Origin of the sequence: Trichocoleus sp. DQ-A3 (genome assembly GCF_039961975.1) — a bacterium.
Lineage (GTDB): Bacteria > Cyanobacteriota > Cyanobacteriia > Cyanobacteriales > FACHB-T130 > FACHB-T130.
Map to the genome: position 1 here is coordinate 178247 of NZ_JAMPKC010000004.1, position 16962 is coordinate 195208.

Below are 16962 nucleotides of genomic sequence, written 5' to 3' on the forward strand. Positions count from 1 at the left end.
GGAACTTGAGAGTGTAATTCCATCCTCATTCATACAACAAAATTGCTGCCTCAGAGATTCCTTTTCGAGTACATGACCCCTCAACCCAGCTAGGATGGAGTCGGTGCGCTGTTTCGCCCAAATTTATCTTTAGCGATCGCCCAACATTTCTGATTATTCTGATTATGCTGCTGCACTTAAGTACCTGGCCTGAAGTAGAAGTCTATCTCAACCGTTCTCAGGGGATAATTTTCCCGATTGGTTCGACAGAGCAACACGGGCCAACTGGGTTGATTGGGACAGATGCAATTTGTGCAGAAGCGATCGCGCGCGGGGTTGGCGAAGCGATTGACGCAATGGTAGCCCCTACTATCAATGTTGGCATGGCGCTGCACCATACGGCTTTTCCTGGCACAATTAGCCTGCGCCCCAGCACCATGATTCAGCTAATCCGAGACTATATCCTCTGTTTAGCTAGGGCTGGATTTACCAAATTTTTCTTTATTAATGGTCACGGCGGTAATATTGCGACGCTAAAGGCGGCTTTCTCGGAAACTTACGCTCATTTAGCTGATTTAAATATTCCTAATGCCCAGTTAGTGCAGTGTCAAGTCGGCAACTGGTTCATGTGCAGTTCTGTCTACAAGCTGGCAAAAGAGCTATATAAAGACCAAGAAGGTTCTCATGCCACCCCTAGTGAAGTTGCCCTCACTCAGTACGTCTATCCAGAAGCCATTAAACAAGCGCCCCTCTCAGATCAAGTCGCTTCTGGACACCCAATTTATGGTGCTACTGATTTCCGTAACCGTTATCCCGATGGGCGTATGGGTTCTAATCCCGCTTTGGCAACACCCGAACACGGCAAGCAATTCTATGAATTAGCCGTAAAAGAACTCAGCAATGGATATCTGGAATTTTTGAATGCAAACTGAGCACTTCTTTTCTTTATTTAGGCAAATTGAGTAAAATCTGCTCAATTTCCTACTAGACCTATAAAATCGTTCTCGTTTTACGCTTAGCGGGCACTAAGAGTACACAATCCTGCCCACAAGACGATAAATGTCAGTATAGCTTTTCCAATATCCAGACCCGCTCCCAGCAATATTCCAAAAACACACCCTACAAACCCTAAAAGCAGGAACGCGCAAAAGAGCAAGCGGCGGCTGCGTCGGCTGATTTGCATGGGATTTCCCAAAATCCATCCACTCTGCGTATCAAAATTTGTACGTGTGCTTAAAGGTGAGCTTTCGGAAGAGTTGTACATAATATTTATAAAATACAGGCGTCTACTTAAAAATACTTACATAGCTTGCTATGAATTCCCAGTAGGTTCACGGAATCTTTATCAAAAAAATATCTTGATTTACCTACAAATAGAGTAGGTAAAACTATAAAGCTGCTATTTCCTTGGCTTTAAGGAGTTTTGCTGAATATTAATACTTAACTAAATTATGAAGATTAGATAAAGCTTCCGTATTCTTCGATTTGTTTTTGTGGTTAGCAGAATATCAAACTTGGGTCGGATGCAAAGGAGGACAAGTGTCCATTTGCTTACAGTTGTATAAAAATAGACAAGAAACAATTGGGGGCAATGCGATCGCATCCTCATCAGACAGAATCAGACAGAGTGCAAGCGATCGCGCTCAAGAATTTGTCTTTGTTTGCACTTGCCCGGCCATTTCAAAAATTGTTGCCTAGTATCTTCTATTTACAAAGCCCAAAAGCCACTCAGGACGTTTTGGCTAATACAACAGGCTGTAGTTGCCAAAGCAACCATGCAGTGAATGCTGTCAATAGTGCGCCTATCCCAAAACAAACGCTATACCCAAAGGTAGCAGCAAGGTATCCGCTTCCCAAGCTACCCAGCGCGCCTGATGCCCCAATTATTGCGTTGTAAAACCCAATTGCCGAACCTTCCTTGTCTTTGCCAGCCAGTATACCCACTGCCGTGCTACTAGATACAGCGATCGCTGCCCAAGTAATACCGCTTAATATCTGGGCTAATCCAACGAACGCCAGACTGCTCGGTTGAGGCGGAATTAAAGCCAACAAGACAAAAATTCCAAAAACGCCACCCCTGAGAGCGGTAGCCTGCGCTTGGAGTTTGATACCAGGTCGCTGATGCACCCAATGACCGACAGGAACGTACAACCAAGACTCTATTGTTGACTTAACTAAGGCAATTAAGAATACCTGAGTATTCGTAGCTTTTAATGTGTTGGTGAGAAAAACCGGGAAGGGCACAATAACCAGGTTGATGGCAACGAAAAATAGTAAAGAACATAGATAATAACGCCCTAAAGGGCTTCCTAGTGGCTGAACCGCTTGGCTCAGAGAGCTTGGGCGCAGTACAAAGTAGAGGGCGCGGGATGGGTAAAAAACTGCTCGCCTTTCAATCACTCCTACAGTCAATTGTCCTAGCATTTTCGGATTAAATTTTCGGCGTTTGCGAACAAATTTCGGTTCTTTTACCCAAAGAAAGCACAGAAGTAAACTCAGCGACGAAACAACACCTGCAAATAATAATAATCCGCGCATTGCTGCAACATTGCCCACGCATTTGGAAGCAAAGTTGAGCCAGAGCATCCCGAATAGAACACTAGCGACAAAACTCCATCCTGTTACCTGATAGAATTTACCGAAAAACTTAGGCCACTCCTGTTCGGGAAAACTATCCAGTACCAATGCTGAACCTACTGGGGTAATTGTTGCCATGAAAAAGCCCCCCACACTGCCAAGAATTAATACTTGTGAGAGGTTATCGCTAAAGCTGAGCATTGATGTGCAGAGAGTGAATCCTAGAAATCCCAATATCAAGAAGGGAGTACGATAGCCCATCTTATCTGATAGGTTGCCCCATAAAATGAAGGCAAACATACCTACTAGGGCGATCAGTGAGTTTACTTTAGCGACATCAGCGACGGTTCCCCCTACTACCTGAATGATAAATAGGGGCATTAGTATAATTAGTAGGCCTTCACCTATTTTATAAGGAACAAAAGCGAAAAACCATAATGGAACTGAGCTTTCAAGCTTCCATGCGTTTTTCTTGGTAGTAATATTCATTGCTAAATTAAACTGAATCTGGGTGCTGGATTGGCTGTAACTCTCTGTTAAGGTTTACCAGAGTTCTTCATCAATAACAGGATCGATTATCTGCACCCAGACGGTTAATTATTATTAACCCTTTTCTTAATTCAGCCTATTTTTTTGTATTTGTGCATCAGTAATATTACGGATAAAATTGCGGATAAATATTAACAAATAAAACTATTTAGTTTTATAAAAAGTTTATTTTCTTAAGGGATTGAAAGTTAAATTTCTATAATTGGGAATATAAATAAATTCATTTTTTTGAGCCAATATACAGCAATCCTAAATCATGCGGGCAAGCGAGATCCCTGACTTTCTAGAGAAGTCGGGGATCTGAAGAGCTGGCTCACAACTCAAATAGAATTGCTATATTCGCTTTCTCCTTGGTTCCGCTTAATAACGGTTTTTGAGAAAGCGTATATTGCAAAAATTGGAGAAATGGATAGATTCCAAAATGATACAAGATGCTTAAAAAACGCAATAAAGGCGATCGCGCATCATTCCCCAAGCGCTACCACTTGCACCTTAATGCCGTCTATTCATCATCATCATCTAGCATTTCTTCATCATCATGATGATGAGAGGCTGGGATAGCAGCAATGATGGCATCGATAACTTTGGCGACGGGTACAATTTCTAATCCCAATTCTGGGAAAGTTTGCCCTTTGGGGACAATTGCTCGCTTAAAGCCTAGTTTGGCTGCTTCTTTCAGGCGCAGTTCCATTTGGGAGACAGCGCGGACTTGTCCGCCTAAGCCAACTTCGCCAATTAAGACAGTGCGGGGATCGACGACGCGATCGCGAAAAGAAGCCACAACTGCGATCGCCATTCCCAAATCAACAGCGGGTTCTTCTACACTCAACCCCCCCGCTGAAGCCACATAAGAATCTAATTTAGATAAAGGGATACCGACTCGTTTTTCTAATACTGCCAAAATTTGTAGCAGTCGGTTGTAATCAACACCCGTCGTTGAGCGGCGGGGGGAACTATAACTGGTTGGACTCACTAAGGCTTGCAGTTCCACGACAATCGGGCGAGTGCCTTCGCAAGCGACGACAAGAGCGGTACCCGGAACCACTTCGTCCCGATTGCCCAAAAATAACTCCGAGGGATTAGAAACTTCTCGGAGTCCTCGATCTGCCATTTCAAAAACGCCAATTTCGTGAGTTGCGCCGAAGCGGTTTTTGACAGAACGCAGAAGCCGGTGAGACGCAAAGCGATCGCCTTCAAAATACAATACGGTATCTACTAGGTGTTCTAGGACTTTTGGCCCAGCGATCGCGCCCTCCTTAGTAACGTGTCCCACAATCAGCAGGGTGATACTCTCTCTCTTTGCCACCTTCATCAATGCAGCAGTACATTCCCGCACCTGCGCCACCGATCCCGCTGCCGACGTTAGAGACGGTAAGTAAATCGTCTGCACGCTATCAATTACTGCCACATTCGGTTTCAGAGATTCCAACTCCCTGATAATCTCTTCTAAATCGGTTTCCGCCAGCACATACAGATCCGCACCCGCTGAGATGGATGTCACCGGAGTCTCTACAGATGTCTCTACAGATGCCTCTATTTCTGGCTGGAGAGACACGCGATCGCCGTTTTTTTCCCGATCCGGATTCAGGTTGCTAACACCCAAACGCGAAGCCCGCAGTTTTACTTGTTGTCCCGATTCTTCCCCACAGACATAGAGAATGCGATACATCTGCGACATCTGATTCGCCGTTTGCAGCAGCAGCGTTGACTTACCAATGCCCGGATCGCCACCAATTAACACCAAAGAGCCAGGAACAACCCCCCCGCCCAGTACGCGATCGAATTCTCCATAACCAGAAGTCCACCGTTCCTGATACTTGTCGGTAATTTGCGCGAATGTCAGCGATGCCCGCGCCTGGGGTGCTTTGGCAGCTAATTTGCCATTGCGCTGTGAGCTTTGCAAACCCCGGCTGGGAAGGGAAGAATTAATCTGGGACACAAACTGCTCTTCCAGGGAGTTGTAGGTGCCGCAGGCGGGACACTTACCAAACCATTGTGAAGATTCTGACCCACATTCGTTACAAACATAGTTAGTTCGCGGCTTTGCCATGCACCATTCTCGATTTGTTAAAGAATCTTAATAAATCGCAAGGAATAAGAGAATATAAAAATCCAGCAACTGTGAGGATTTCAGGCTTTCCAAACCGACTAAACAGAATGATATCTTAATGTAATGGTATCTAAAATTAACGATTAGAAATCGGAACTTAAGGAGCGTTGACGAGCTTGGAAAGCCATAAAGAAAAAATTCTGGTAGTTGACGATGAAGCTAGCATCCGTCGCATTCTGGAAACGCGCCTTTCCATGATTGGCTACGATGTCGTGACGGCGGCCGATGGAGAAGAAGCGCTGGATACCTTTCGCAATGCCACTCCTGACTTAGTAGTTTTGGATGTGATGATGCCAAAGCTAGATGGCTACGGCGTCTGTCAGGAATTGCGGAAGGAATCGGATGTGCCAATTATCATGCTAACGGCTCTAGGGGATGTCGCCGACCGCATCACTGGTTTAGAGCTGGGTGCAGATGATTACGTTGTCAAGCCTTTTTCCCCTAAGGAACTGGAAGCCCGCATCCGCTCTGTGTTGCGGCGGGTAGACAAAACGGGTGCCTCTGGGATTCCCAGTTCTGGGGTCATCCATGTCGGGAATATCAAGATTGACACCAATAAGCGGCAAGTCTATAAAGGCGATGAGCGGATTCGACTCACCGGAATGGAATTCAGCTTGCTGGAGTTGTTAGTCAGCCGTTCTGGAGAACCTTTTTCCCGTTCTGAGATTTTGCAAGAGGTTTGGGGATATACGCCAGAACGCCACGTAGACACTCGCGTGGTGGATGTGCATATCTCACGACTCCGGGCAAAGTTGGAAGACGATCCAAGCAATCCAGAGCTAATACTGACGGCGCGAGGCACTGGCTATCTGTTTCAACGGATCATTGAGCCGGATGAAATCTGAACTGAAGGATGAAGAATGAATTACGTTAAAAGGTGAGAAAATTTCTACTCTTTTATTCCTACTCATTCCTCAGCCCTCAATCCTCAGCACTAAGAAAATGGCTAAGCCAGATCAAAATCAGGTTCTACGACAACTCCCCCTTGTGGTTGGTGGGTTGGCAGGGGTGCTGCTGTTGATTAACCGTTTATTGACACCGCAGCTAGCGGATTCTCAAGCTCGTTCGGATGCGTTGGGCGTGATAATCAGTGCGGTGTTAATTTTAACGGGGTTGCTGTGGCAGCAAGTACAGCCACGATCGCCCGAAGCTGTCGAATTGCTCGGCGAGGAAGGGTTTGAACTAGCACCCGACTTACCGGAAGCCGTAAAGATAGAACTGGCTTGGGCATCGCATCTGTTGCTCGCGAACACTGGGACGCGATCGCTCGTCGTTTGGTACAAAGGACGAGTGTTGTTGCGGCGGGGTATCTTAGGCGTCAACCCAGAAGTAAAACCAGGGCCGATTCTACAGCGGGTGTTGGAAAAACAAAAACCCGTTTATCTAGTGGCTCTAAAAATATACCCAGGACGGATTGAATTTGACTATCTACCAGAGAATACTCAAGGAGCGATCTGTCAGCCGATTGGCAATCAAGGCGTCTTGATTTTAGGTGCCAATGCTCCGCGCAGTTACACCAAGCAAGATGAAAACTGGATAGCTGGGATTGCTGAAAAACTAGACGTTACTCTCAGCTACCACTTAGATGATGTTGCACCCGCTGGAATTTAAATATCCATGACGATTCTCTACTGGCTTCTCGTTGTCCTCATGCTCGTTGGCGTCGTGGGCGCAGTGGTTCCCGGCATTCCTGGAACTAGCTTGATTGTGATTGCTATTGTGGTTTGGGGAGCCGTTCACAGTTTTAGCAGCGTGTCTGTGGCGCTGGGCGTTGCTATCCTAGTGTTGCTACTTAGCGTTGGCGTCGATCTCTTAGCAACCTACTTGGGGGCGCAACAAGCAGGGGCTAGCAAGTGGGGGCAGATTGGAGCCATTGTTGGCTTGGTGTTGGGCTTTTTGGGATTGTTACCCGCTTTTCTAGTTGCGGGGCCACTAATCGGAATTTTGATTGGACCGCTACTGGGAGCGATTACTGGAGAGTTTCTCTACCGACGCGATTTAGAATTTGAGCCAAGAATCAAGCTAGCACTGAAAGCCGGGATAGGCATTGTGGTGGGTTCGCTGATTGGGAATTTGATTCAGGGATTATTAGCGATCGCCGCCGTGAGCGTTTTCCTCTACACAACTTGGCCCCCTGGAGCTGGGGCATAAGAAACTTAAATCGTTCTTATTTATCGATAATATTTCGGAGAGTTAGCCATATTTCGGTCGACTCTCCCAGTTAATGCTAGGTATTTTTATCTTATCTAGCTAAACATCAGCTTAAATTTTGAGCTTTCCAGTGTAATCACTAAATTTTAGTTATTTTGGCGGACTCACATATTTTTTATACCGAATTTAGATTTTCGTGCAGTATTGGCTGCATAAACAACTTATGATAAGGCGATTTTGTATACCCGTTCGCGTGATGTGTAGCGAACAAATCGCTTATATTAGCCGAACTGACTAAAAATTTCCTATAAGAAAGCTAACCAATGGTAATTCAACTGGATGAAAAGGGAACTATAAGGGTGTGTAGCATCACGCTAAAAGCTTAAGCTAAGGGCTTCTAACTATGAGACAACTGCTATATCTAGTATTTATATCAACTTTGACTGGATGTATCACGATTCAGGCTCCTACTCCAGTGGCACAGAGACAACAAGTTTCATCTTCATCCACTTCAGAAGTATTACCTTCAAATGCTCAAACAGATGTACCTAATGTACCTAATCCTTCTGGTAACTGGCTACTAATTTCTCGTAACGATGATAATGGAAAGCAGTCTTATTTTGATAAAAATTCATTGTTATATAGAGAAAGCCAAGTAAAGTTTTGGCAAAAGATAGTTGCTCCTCTAGAAGGTTATAGCACCGAAAGCTATGTTTTAGCTGATTGTTCTTCTGGTAGCTTTAAATACTTAAGGCTTAGGAATTTTGAGGGAAATAACTTGACAGACGACTTTTACCCTAATAAGGGAATTGAACAAGCAAGCATCAATACTCTTCAAGGCAACGTAATTCAGTATGCCTGCTCTCATCGTTAAACTTTATTGTGAACATCTAGTTAAGAAACATAAACCTGGCGATAGTAAGCTTGGTACTCCTCAGACAGCAACGGTTCCCACCAATCGCGGTGAGTGAGATACCATTCAACAGTGCGTCGTAAACCTTCTTCAACCGTTACAGAAGGAGTCCACCCTAACTCAGTTTTTAGTTTCGTGCTATCAATCGCATAGCGGCGATCGTGCCCCGGTCGATCCTTCACAAATGCGATCAATTTTTTGCAAGAATGCACGGGTAAATTAGGTGCTAATTCATCCATTAGCTGGCACAACATATTAACTAAGTCAAGATTTTTAACTTCATTATTGCCGCCAATATTGTAGGTTTCGCCCAGTTTGCCGTGATGAATCACTACATCCAAAGCGCTACAATGATCGCCAACATATAGCCAATCCCGGATATTCTGCCCATCACCATAAACAGGCAAAGATTTGCCGATTAAGATATTGATGCACATCAAGGGAATGAGCTTTTCAGGAAACTGATAAGGGCCGTAATTGTTAGAGCAATTGGTGATAATGGTGGGGACGCCATAGGTGTGGTAATAGGCGCGGACTAAATGGTCGCTACCCGCCTTCGATGCGGAATAGGGACTATTTGGGGCATAGGGCGTTGTTTCTGTAAATGCGCGATCGCTAGGATTGAGGCTACCGTAGACTTCATCGGTGGAAACATGAAGAAAAATTCCCTCTTGTCTTGTTTCCCAATGTTTCCGAAAAGCTTCTAATAGGGTGAATGTGCCGACAATATTGGTTTGAATGAAGGCACCGGGACCTAGAATTGAGCGGTCAACGTGAGATTCAGCGGCGAAGTGAGCCACTGTATCGATATTTTCTTCTTGTAACAGCGAGTCTAATAAAGCGCGATCGCAAATATCCCCCTTGACAAACCGAAAATTTTCTTGCCCCTCCAAGGACGCCAAATTATAGCGATTCCCTGCATAAGTGAGCGCATCTAGTACCACCACTCGATCGTCAGGGTAAGCCTTACCCCAATAATGCACAAAATTGGAACCAATAAACCCAGCCCCACCTGTCACCAACAACCGACGGCTTCCTCTCATCAAACTCTCTCCTTTTCTTCCCTCTGCGGACTCTGCGTCTTGGCGGTTCGTTTATTCTTCTTCTAACAACGCCAGTAAAGCCGCCTTCATCTCTTCTGGACTGGTGGTTGCCGTTCCAAATTGGCGCACCACGATACTAGCCGCCAAATTTCCCAAAACCGCCGCTTCCCAGAATGACGCCCCAACAACTAAGCTTAGCGTCAGCGCCGCTACCACAGTATCTCCAGCGCCAGTCACATCAAACACATCGGTACGGTTGAACGCTGGGATATGCTGCTCCGTCCCGCTGCGGTCAAACAAACTCATCCCCTCTTCACCGCGAGTAATCAGCATTTGCTGGGCTTGAGTCAGCGCCAAGAGGTCGCGTCCAGCTTGGGTGATTTGCCCAGACGCGATCGCATACCCCACCGCTTGCTCCGCCTCCGGCAAATTTGGCGTAAACAGCGTCGCTCCTTGGTATCTTTGGAGACCGACTTGAGCATCCACTATTGTCTTCTGGTGAGACAACGCCGCCTCAATTACAGGCTGAGTAAAAACGCCATCGCCATAATCTGAGCAAACTACTGCATCCACTGTATCTAGATGTTGCTGAATATACTCAGCAAGCTGTAGCTGCAAATCTTGATCTGGCAACTCATCCGATTTCCGGTCAACGCGCACAATCTGCTGAGTTACCGACTGCCGAGCATGACCAGAAATCCGGGTTTTCGTCACCGTCGGGCGGTCTGGATCGAGCAACATTCCACTGGTATCAATTCCAGCTGCTTCAAAGATATGGCGCAATGCTTGCCCTTGGTCATCCTTTCCGACTAATCCAGCCACCTTCACCTGTGCCCCCAGCGTTGCCAGGTTATAGACGGCATTTGCTCCACCCCCAGGTACCTGCCGGGTATTTTCGTGGCGCAGAATCAACACAGGTGCTTCACGAGAAATTCGTTCCACTTGACCCGTCAGAAACTCATCGAGGGTAAGATCCCCAACAACCAGCACCCGTGCTTGGACAAAGTTATCCAGTAGCTGAATTAATCGCTCAGATGAATTTTGCAGCTGAGCCAAGAAGGAAGCATCTAAAGCCATAGAGGAAGTCGCAAAAGTCCAAGGGTTTATTATCCTGCAAGAGGGCGCTTTTAATGAATCCAGATGGATTCCAACTACTAGCTGCTTACTCCCACGTGAGTTTTGAGTTTATTGAGAGTTATAGGCTAGCTTGAAGAACGAACCTCAACACGCATAAGTATTGGTTGGGGTTCGTTCCTCAACCCAACTGACTGTCTAATACTGTCTTCGCTTCTTGTGAACTATGTTCAGGGTGTCTGTTGAGAATTTTGAGAATCCGGAGATTCTTGTGGTTTTCTCGGCTCAGGTGAGTTTTGAGAATTTTGAGAATCTTGCGGTTTTTTGGACTCCGAGGATTCTTGAGATTCCCGTGGTTTTTGAGACTCAGAGGATTCTTGAGAATCTCGTGGTTTTCTAGAATCTTGAGCTTCTTGAGAATCTCGTGGTTTTCTCGGCTCAGGGGAGTTTTGGGAATTTTGAGAATCTCGTGGTTTTTGAGACTCAGAGGATTCTTGAGAATCTCGTGGTTTTCTCGGCTCAGGGGAGTTTTGGGAATTTTGAGAATCCCGTGGTTTTTGAGGCTCAGAGGATTCTTGAGAATCTCGTGGTTTTCTAGAATCTTGAACTTCTTGAGAATTTCGAGCTTCTCGTGAAGCTGTCATCGGCGGACAATCTTTTTCGTTGTACGCAAACTTGACCTGAACAACATAAACTTGTTCCTTTGCACCAAAGGAATGAGCCTTAACGACTTCCTGCGCTTTCTCATTCAAAATGTTGTAACCAGAACTCCTAAGCAGTTCGGTCGTGACACTACCTTTAGCATCCACCTGCGCCCCAACTAAAGCAGTTGCTTCCGGCTTCTTAATAAAGCACGCACGAAATTGAGAAGTCAGCGTAATTTCTTGTTCTTTCGATGGGACTTTGTTGAGTCTAGAACCCCAACCCGCTAACTTTTGGCTGTAATCGTCATCACGAGTGCCATTGCCGTCATAGGCGTAGTTTCGACGTTGCTGCCGTATATCAGCAAGGACTTGCTGCCGTTGCAGTTCGCGCCGCGCCATTGCTATTTGTTGTGGAGAAAGAGGAGGCGTCTGTTGTCCGGAAGTCGCTGGAGGTTGTTGCTCAGAATTTTTAGACGTTTGTTGTTCGGAATTCGCTGCTATTTGTGGTTCCGAATTCGGTGTCTGTTGTCCAAAATCAATTGACCTCTGTGGCTTGGGATTGCTAGGCGTCTGTTGTCCAAAATCGATAGGGGGCTGTTTTCCAGAAGATTCCTCAGAAGGGTTGAAAGGTGTCTGTTGATCGGAAGTGGGCGGTGGCGGCGGAAACAGACTGGAAATGTCGTCCTGCCCCGGCTCGACACCAGCAGGCAATCCCTGAAACAGGCGACGACGAATCTCTTGCTGTGTAACTTTCCGAGATCCCGATTGGGGAACTTTGGGGGGATCGGGAAGCCGTCCTACGCTAAAACTCGGATTGTTAGGATTGAAAGGATTTTGCCTAGCTCTTTGCTGACGGCGATCGCTCGATCTCTGAAAAATCTCCGGCAACCCAGCCCCCGTGTTAGGTTGCGGTGTGGAGTTCAGCGGAAATTTGTAGGGTGGGGAGCTAGGGATCGGCGGCAATACGGAAGACGGCGGCGGCAAAGGTGGCAACAGCTGGGTTTGGTTGGGAATGGGTGGCAGCGACACGGGCGGCGGTGCAAGTTGCGGAATGCGGCTTTGCTCTGCCGGTGTTAACTCCACAACTTTGACAGTCCCTCGCGGCTTCTGCTCTTCCGGTTTGGAGGACGCGGATAAACTGGGAAGGGTCATCGCCAGCACTCCGTGGATGCCCACGGAAGCCAAAGCTGCAATCAGAGGCGGCTGAGTTAACTTTTCAGGCAGGTTTCTAATGAATGAGAGATAGGACATAGCAGGTAAGTTACACTCCTCAGCGACAGGACAGGCTGGGAATCAGGTCAGGTGGGTACGTGCGGCAAGCACGCGATCGCGATCGAAACAAGCACTCCGCTTTTATATTAGTTTCAGATTCTGAATTTTAATCTCAATTATTTCAGTCTAAAATGCTTAAAAGTTAATTTTCAGGTTCTCTGACCCAATCGCCAAGACTGGAAAAAAAGCCCAAAAGTTGCCACTTTCCTCAAGTTCCTGAAGAAATTAATCTACTGACTCGTTTACTTGCACAATTAATAAAGAAAAGTAAGGCAATTTCAGATTCGGGCGATCGCTTAACCCCGCATAAATTACCTGCTCTGGTAGCGTTGCCCGTTCCACTACCCAGCTACGTTCCAACAACCCGCGCTGCTGCAACACTTTCCAAACTTGCTCGTAAACTGAACTCACTTTCATCAGCACCACCACATCTGCCCATTCTAAAACAGCTTCCAGCTCTCCTACCGTGTAGATCGCTGGTAACACGACGAGGCGCTGAGCGCGAATTGTCAGTGGAATTCCTAACACCGCTGCCGCCGCCAAAGGGGAACAGATTCCCGGCACTGTCTGCACTATTACTTCAGGATGCAGTTGTTGCAGTGTCTGCGCCAAATAGGTAAACGTGCTATAGAAACTGACATCGCCTTCCGAGACAAAAGCAACATCTTGACCCAATTTTAGAGATTGCCAGACTTCTTGGGCTGCGACTTGCCACGCCTGAGTCAAAATCTCGCTTTCTTGTACGTAAGGAAAAGTTAACGCTAATTGCACTTGGCGGGGATTCAACCATTGAGCCACCATCTGCTGAGCGATTCCTGGCTTACCGTGTAACCCAGCGGGAAAAGCCACCACCGGCACCCGTTGCAAAATGCCGAGTCCCTTCACAGTAATCAGTTCTGGGTCGCCGGGACCCACGCCAATGCCGTACAAGATACCTGATTGCACAATAAAATTTAAAATCTAAAAGCTAAAACTCAAAATCTCAAATGCCTTTACCGACTGTCATTTTGCCCGGATATCTCGAAGGCGCGATCGCCTACCGTCCACTCGAACAATCTCTACAAGAATCGGGTTTCCCCACTGTAACCGTACCCTTGCGAAGTCGGGATTGGGTGCCCACTGTAGGAGGACGGTCGATGATTCCGATTTTGCGGCAACTCGACCGCACGGTAAAACAAATTTTGCAGCAATACAACGTTTCTCAGCTTAACCTGATTGGTCACTCCGCTGGCGGCTGGATTTCCCGGATCTACCTGGGGGAAAAACCTTATTCTATTCACGGAGATGTCACAGAAGACGCTGGTTTGTGGCACGCTCACCCTTATGTTGCCACGCTTGTCACCTTGGGAACGCCCCATATCAGCGGGGAACGCTGGACGCGGAAAAATCTAGATTTTGTCAAAATGAACTATCCAGGAGCCTTCTACTCAACGGTGCGTTACATCTGCGTTGCCGGTAAATCTATCTTCGGGGCGAGGCGTCCGGGGCAGTGGCTAGCCTACAGCAGTTACAAACTTACCTGCGGGATTGGTAACACTTGGGGAGATGGGATTACGCCGATTGAAGCGGCTCATCTGGAGGGAGCAACCAATCTGGTTATCGAAGGTGTCAAGCACTCACCCAGAACTCCTGGCATTTGGTACGGTTCGCCAGTCGCTTTACCGTCTTGGGTGGAGTATTTGGCATGACATGGGTAATACTGATGAGTCATTGACCCTTGGCGAATCACTCATGACTCATCACAACGATTCAGCCTTTAGGCATACGCTGTTAGGACAACGAAATTCCTTCTGTAACTGGCTAGCATTTGACTAATGTTAAGAAAAGTAAAGTTTAGCCATGAAAACCGAGCAGTATGAATTTGTCCTTCGGCGTCTGGCTACGATCCTGGCTGTTGGGATTCTAACCTTGAGCCTAATCGCTGCTGTGACTGGAATTCTGTTAGCTTTCTACTACGAACCGGCGGCGGGTGGTGCTTATGATTCCCTGCAAGCGATCGCAAATGAAGTTTCCAATGGCTGGGTGATTCTCCGCGTTCACGATCTCGCGGGAAATGGGTTAATTGCAGTGTCTTTAATCGAAATTGTCGTGATGTTTCTGGGGCGACAATTTACGAATAGTTGGTTAACTGCGTGGATTAGTGGCATTCTATTGACATTAACCGCGATCGCGCTCGGTTGGACGGCGATGATTCTCGACTGGACTCAACTCGGCTACTGGCGTCTGAGCATCGAATTGGGAACTATCGAAGCCATTCCTTTTATTGGCTCCCAGCTGCGAGACATCGTTACAGGTGGTGGAGCCATTACTACAGCTACTGTCGAACACCTCTACACCCTACACAGCTACATTTTATCCGTGGGAGCGATCGCGATCGCACTGATTCATCTAGGCGGGTTATTAGTCCAGGAAAGACAGCACAAGCAGCTTCAGATGAAATTAGCCGCCACCAACTTAGCCACCGAGTCAGAATCCGCGCAGGCAAAGAACGATCCAAAATCTCTCAGCCTCAGTAGTGCTGAGTCACAGAAATAGCAAATTTATAGTCGCAAATCTAGGTTCACTTAGTAACCTGCTCCTGGAAGGTTTCGGTTGTGTGCTTGCTGTCGCTGTGCGGTTTCAACCGCCAAGTGCAAGAATATGCGATCGCTTTTCTTGCTTTCCAGGCAGATTGGCATAGTCGCGACTGTCTTGTGTCAAGCTTCTGTAGGTTCTGTTTGAGGTTCTGGTTTGAGTTCTCCCAAAAGGACACCTACACTTGCAGATGAGATGGGTACCTCTTCAACTTCCGGCAGTTTCTCTAGCGCCAAACGAGAAGATGGACTCGCACCCGATAAACGCTTCAAGAGTTTTGGTCGAGGGTCATGCAGCACATAAATAATCTGATCTCCCGCTTCCCAATCCTCTGTCGCAGGTACCACTTGGAAACGCCCCTCCCGTAAAAATAGTAAGGGTACTAGCTCCCCGGAACGAATTAAGGCTTGTAGATGAGCTTGTTGAAACGAAAAACCAGGCTCTTTGAGTGACGTTTTGCCTAACTTCACCTGTCCATCGTTCAGGTATTGATTCCAATTCTTAATTGATAAATTAGGAATGAAAGCTTGGTGAACCTTACTATTATTAGTCGGTGTATTCGCTTGGGGAAATACTGCCAACACACGAGGAGGACGAAACTCCTCAGAAGCACGCTGCGCCAACACTAAATTCACCTCCCCATTATTCGTCATTGCCAGAAAGGTTCCCATTGAGTCGAGTCCCGCCTCTTCCAGAACTTCCGTATCCAAACCACTGCTTAAAAATACCCGCAGATTTTCCTGCTCTGCTTTTTGGCACGCTTCGGGGTCTGTGTCAATCAGCACTACAGACTCTCCTTGTTCCTGAAACAAACGGGCAATCAGGCGGCTTAAGGGATTACAACCAATAATCACAGCGCCCGTTGCTTCCTGGAGGTTGATTTGCAGCCAACGAGCAACCCAACGTGCTGTCAGTCCTTGCAAAAATACGGTCAGGATAATCGTGAGGAAGACCAACGCTTTGATAGAATCGCCGCCGTTGATGCCCCGCTGGGTCAGAAAAATGGCAAATAGAGAAGCAACCGACGCCGAAACAATTCCTCTAGGAGCAATCCAGCACAAAAACAGCTTCTGCCGCCAGTTCAGGTCGCTATTGAAGGTACATAAGCCGATGTTTATCGGTCGCACGATAAACATCAGTGCCAGAACTGTAAACAAACTTCCCCACCCCAGCGCAAATACACTTGCGATGGACAAGTCAGCTGCCAGCAGGATGAACAAAACCGAAACGCCAAGAATCGTTAATTGTCCTTTAAATCGCCGCAACATCCGTTCTTCTGGGATTGAGGAGGCACCCAGAACAATTCCCGCCATCACGGTTGCCATTAACCCCGACTCACTGCGGATTGTTTGCGCCAAACCAAATAAGCCCCACAACCCAGCCAGAACGACCAGGTTATTTAAGTCTTCTGAAAGAAACTTGGCGCGTTTGATAATCCAACCCATCAACCAGCCACCGACAACGCCAATGCCGCCGCCGATGCCTAAGCGTAAGACGAGACCGATGAAAGCTTCGATGGGGTCGGTATCGGCGTTCAAAATGGTGTCCAGCACGACGACAGCCAAAATAGCCCCTACTGGGTCAATTAAGACGCCTTCTCCTTCCAGAAGTGCTGCCACTTGCCGATCTACTTGCACCTGTTTCAGCAGAGGACTGATCACGGTTGGTCCCGTTACGACCACTAAGGAAGCGTAGAGAAAAGCGATAGGCCAGGGAAATTCACCCAGCCAGTGAGCTGCCATACCGCCGCCCAGAAGCGTGATCAGCGTTCCCAGCGTCACTAAGTTTCGCAGGCTGCCGGAAACCTTGCCCAACTCTCTCAGCTCTAGGTTCAGCCCCCCCTCAAACAGAATCACTGCCACTGCCAGAGCAGTAATGACCTCTAAGCCCGTACCTAGAGAATGCGGGTGTAGCAGGCGCAAGCCATCAGGTCCCAGGAGAATGCCAAACAGCAGCAAAAAGACGATGCTAGGAACCTGAAGATATTGGGCTAAAACCTGGGCGCTGATACCTGCAACAACCGTGATAACGATTTGCAGGGTTAGTTCAAAGGATGTTTCCATGTTGTAGATTTTG

Annotated in this window: 15 protein-coding genes; 8 read left to right on the forward strand and 7 right to left on the reverse strand. The window is 47.2% G+C overall.

Going from position 1 to position 16962, the window contains the following annotated elements; genetic code table 11:
* The first annotated feature begins 164 nt into the window (after positions 1-164).
* Together NDI44_RS09570 and NDI44_RS09575 are read left to right on the forward strand one after the other, a co-directional pair.
* Positions 165-911 carry a creatininase family protein gene (locus NDI44_RS09570; protein WP_190415210.1) on the forward strand — a complete coding sequence of 249 codons (747 nt, stop codon included), beginning with the start codon at positions 165-167 and terminating at the stop codon, positions 909-911.
* 607 nt (positions 912-1518) lie between these two features.
* Positions 1519-1677, forward strand: coding sequence for a hypothetical protein (locus NDI44_RS09575; protein WP_190415212.1), 159 nt, complete (start codon positions 1519-1521; stop codon positions 1675-1677).
* A 30-nt stretch (positions 1678-1707) separates the two neighbouring features.
* On the opposite strand, the gene NDI44_RS09580 is transcribed toward NDI44_RS09575, so the two are convergent.
* Together NDI44_RS09580 and radA are read right to left on the reverse strand one after the other, a co-directional pair.
* Positions 1708-3045 carry an MFS transporter gene (locus NDI44_RS09580; protein ID WP_190415213.1) on the reverse strand — a complete coding sequence of 446 codons (1338 nt, stop codon included), beginning with the start codon at positions 3043-3045 and terminating at the stop codon, positions 1708-1710.
* Positions 3046-3607: 562 nt separating this feature from the next.
* Positions 3608-5155, reverse strand: a complete 1548-nt coding sequence (gene radA, locus NDI44_RS09585; RefSeq protein ID WP_190415214.1) for a DNA repair protein RadA — start codon at positions 5153-5155, stop codon at positions 3608-3610.
* A 176-nt stretch (positions 5156-5331) separates the two neighbouring features.
* Here radA and rpaB point away from each other — a divergent pair, with 176 nt between their 5' ends.
* The 4 genes from rpaB to NDI44_RS09605 all read left to right on the forward strand — a co-directional run bounded on the left by rpaB (position 5332) and on the right by NDI44_RS09605 (position 8240).
* A complete protein-coding gene (gene rpaB / locus NDI44_RS09590; protein ID WP_190415215.1) occupies positions 5332-6060 on the forward strand; it encodes a response regulator transcription factor RpaB in 729 nt (242 codons plus the stop codon).
* Between the two features lie 97 nt (positions 6061-6157).
* The gene (locus NDI44_RS09595) at positions 6158-6826 is read left to right on the forward strand and encodes a cofactor assembly of complex C subunit B (protein ID WP_190415216.1); all 669 of its coding nucleotides are present in this window, start codon (positions 6158-6160) and stop codon (positions 6824-6826) included.
* Positions 6827-6832: 6 nt separating this feature from the next.
* Positions 6833-7366, forward strand: a complete 534-nt coding sequence (locus NDI44_RS09600; protein WP_190415217.1) for a DUF456 family protein — start codon at positions 6833-6835, stop codon at positions 7364-7366.
* Between the two features lie 403 nt (positions 7367-7769).
* On the forward strand, positions 7770-8240 hold the full coding sequence (locus NDI44_RS09605) for a hypothetical protein (protein ID WP_190415218.1): 471 nt from the start codon (positions 7770-7772) through the stop codon (positions 8238-8240).
* 20 nt (positions 8241-8260) lie between these two features.
* On the opposite strand, the gene rfbB is transcribed toward NDI44_RS09605, so the two are convergent.
* The 4 genes from rfbB to NDI44_RS09625 all read right to left on the reverse strand — a co-directional run bounded on the left by rfbB (position 8261) and on the right by NDI44_RS09625 (position 13257).
* Positions 8261-9322, reverse strand: a complete 1062-nt coding sequence (gene rfbB, locus NDI44_RS09610) for a dTDP-glucose 4,6-dehydratase (protein WP_190415220.1) — start codon at positions 9320-9322, stop codon at positions 8261-8263.
* Between the two features lie 51 nt (positions 9323-9373).
* The gene (gene rfaE1, locus NDI44_RS09615; RefSeq protein ID WP_190415222.1) at positions 9374-10399 is read right to left on the reverse strand and encodes a D-glycero-beta-D-manno-heptose-7-phosphate kinase; all 1026 of its coding nucleotides are present in this window, start codon (positions 10397-10399) and stop codon (positions 9374-9376) included.
* Positions 10400-10626: 227 nt separating this feature from the next.
* A complete protein-coding gene (locus NDI44_RS09620; RefSeq protein ID WP_190415223.1) occupies positions 10627-12291 on the reverse strand; it encodes a hypothetical protein in 1665 nt (554 codons plus the stop codon).
* Positions 12292-12537: 246 nt separating this feature from the next.
* Positions 12538-13257: a precorrin-2 C(20)-methyltransferase gene (locus NDI44_RS09625; protein WP_190415225.1), complete on the reverse strand. Its 720-nt coding sequence runs from the start codon at positions 13255-13257 to the stop codon at positions 12538-12540.
* A 41-nt stretch (positions 13258-13298) separates the two neighbouring features.
* Here NDI44_RS09625 and NDI44_RS09630 point away from each other — a divergent pair, with 41 nt between their 5' ends.
* Positions 13299-14000 (forward strand): alpha/beta fold hydrolase, encoded by a 702-nt coding sequence (locus NDI44_RS09630; protein ID WP_190415226.1) that lies wholly within the window; start codon positions 13299-13301, stop codon positions 13998-14000.
* 151 nt (positions 14001-14151) lie between these two features.
* Positions 14152-14847: a cytochrome b N-terminal domain-containing protein gene (locus NDI44_RS09635; protein ID WP_190415228.1), complete on the forward strand. Its 696-nt coding sequence runs from the start codon at positions 14152-14154 to the stop codon at positions 14845-14847.
* A gap of 161 nt (positions 14848-15008) precedes the next feature.
* Here NDI44_RS09635 and NDI44_RS09640 read toward each other — a convergent pair whose 3' ends face one another.
* A complete protein-coding gene (locus NDI44_RS09640; RefSeq protein ID WP_190415230.1) occupies positions 15009-16949 on the reverse strand; it encodes a cation:proton antiporter in 1941 nt (646 codons plus the stop codon).
* Between the last annotated feature and the right edge of the window lie 13 nt (positions 16950-16962).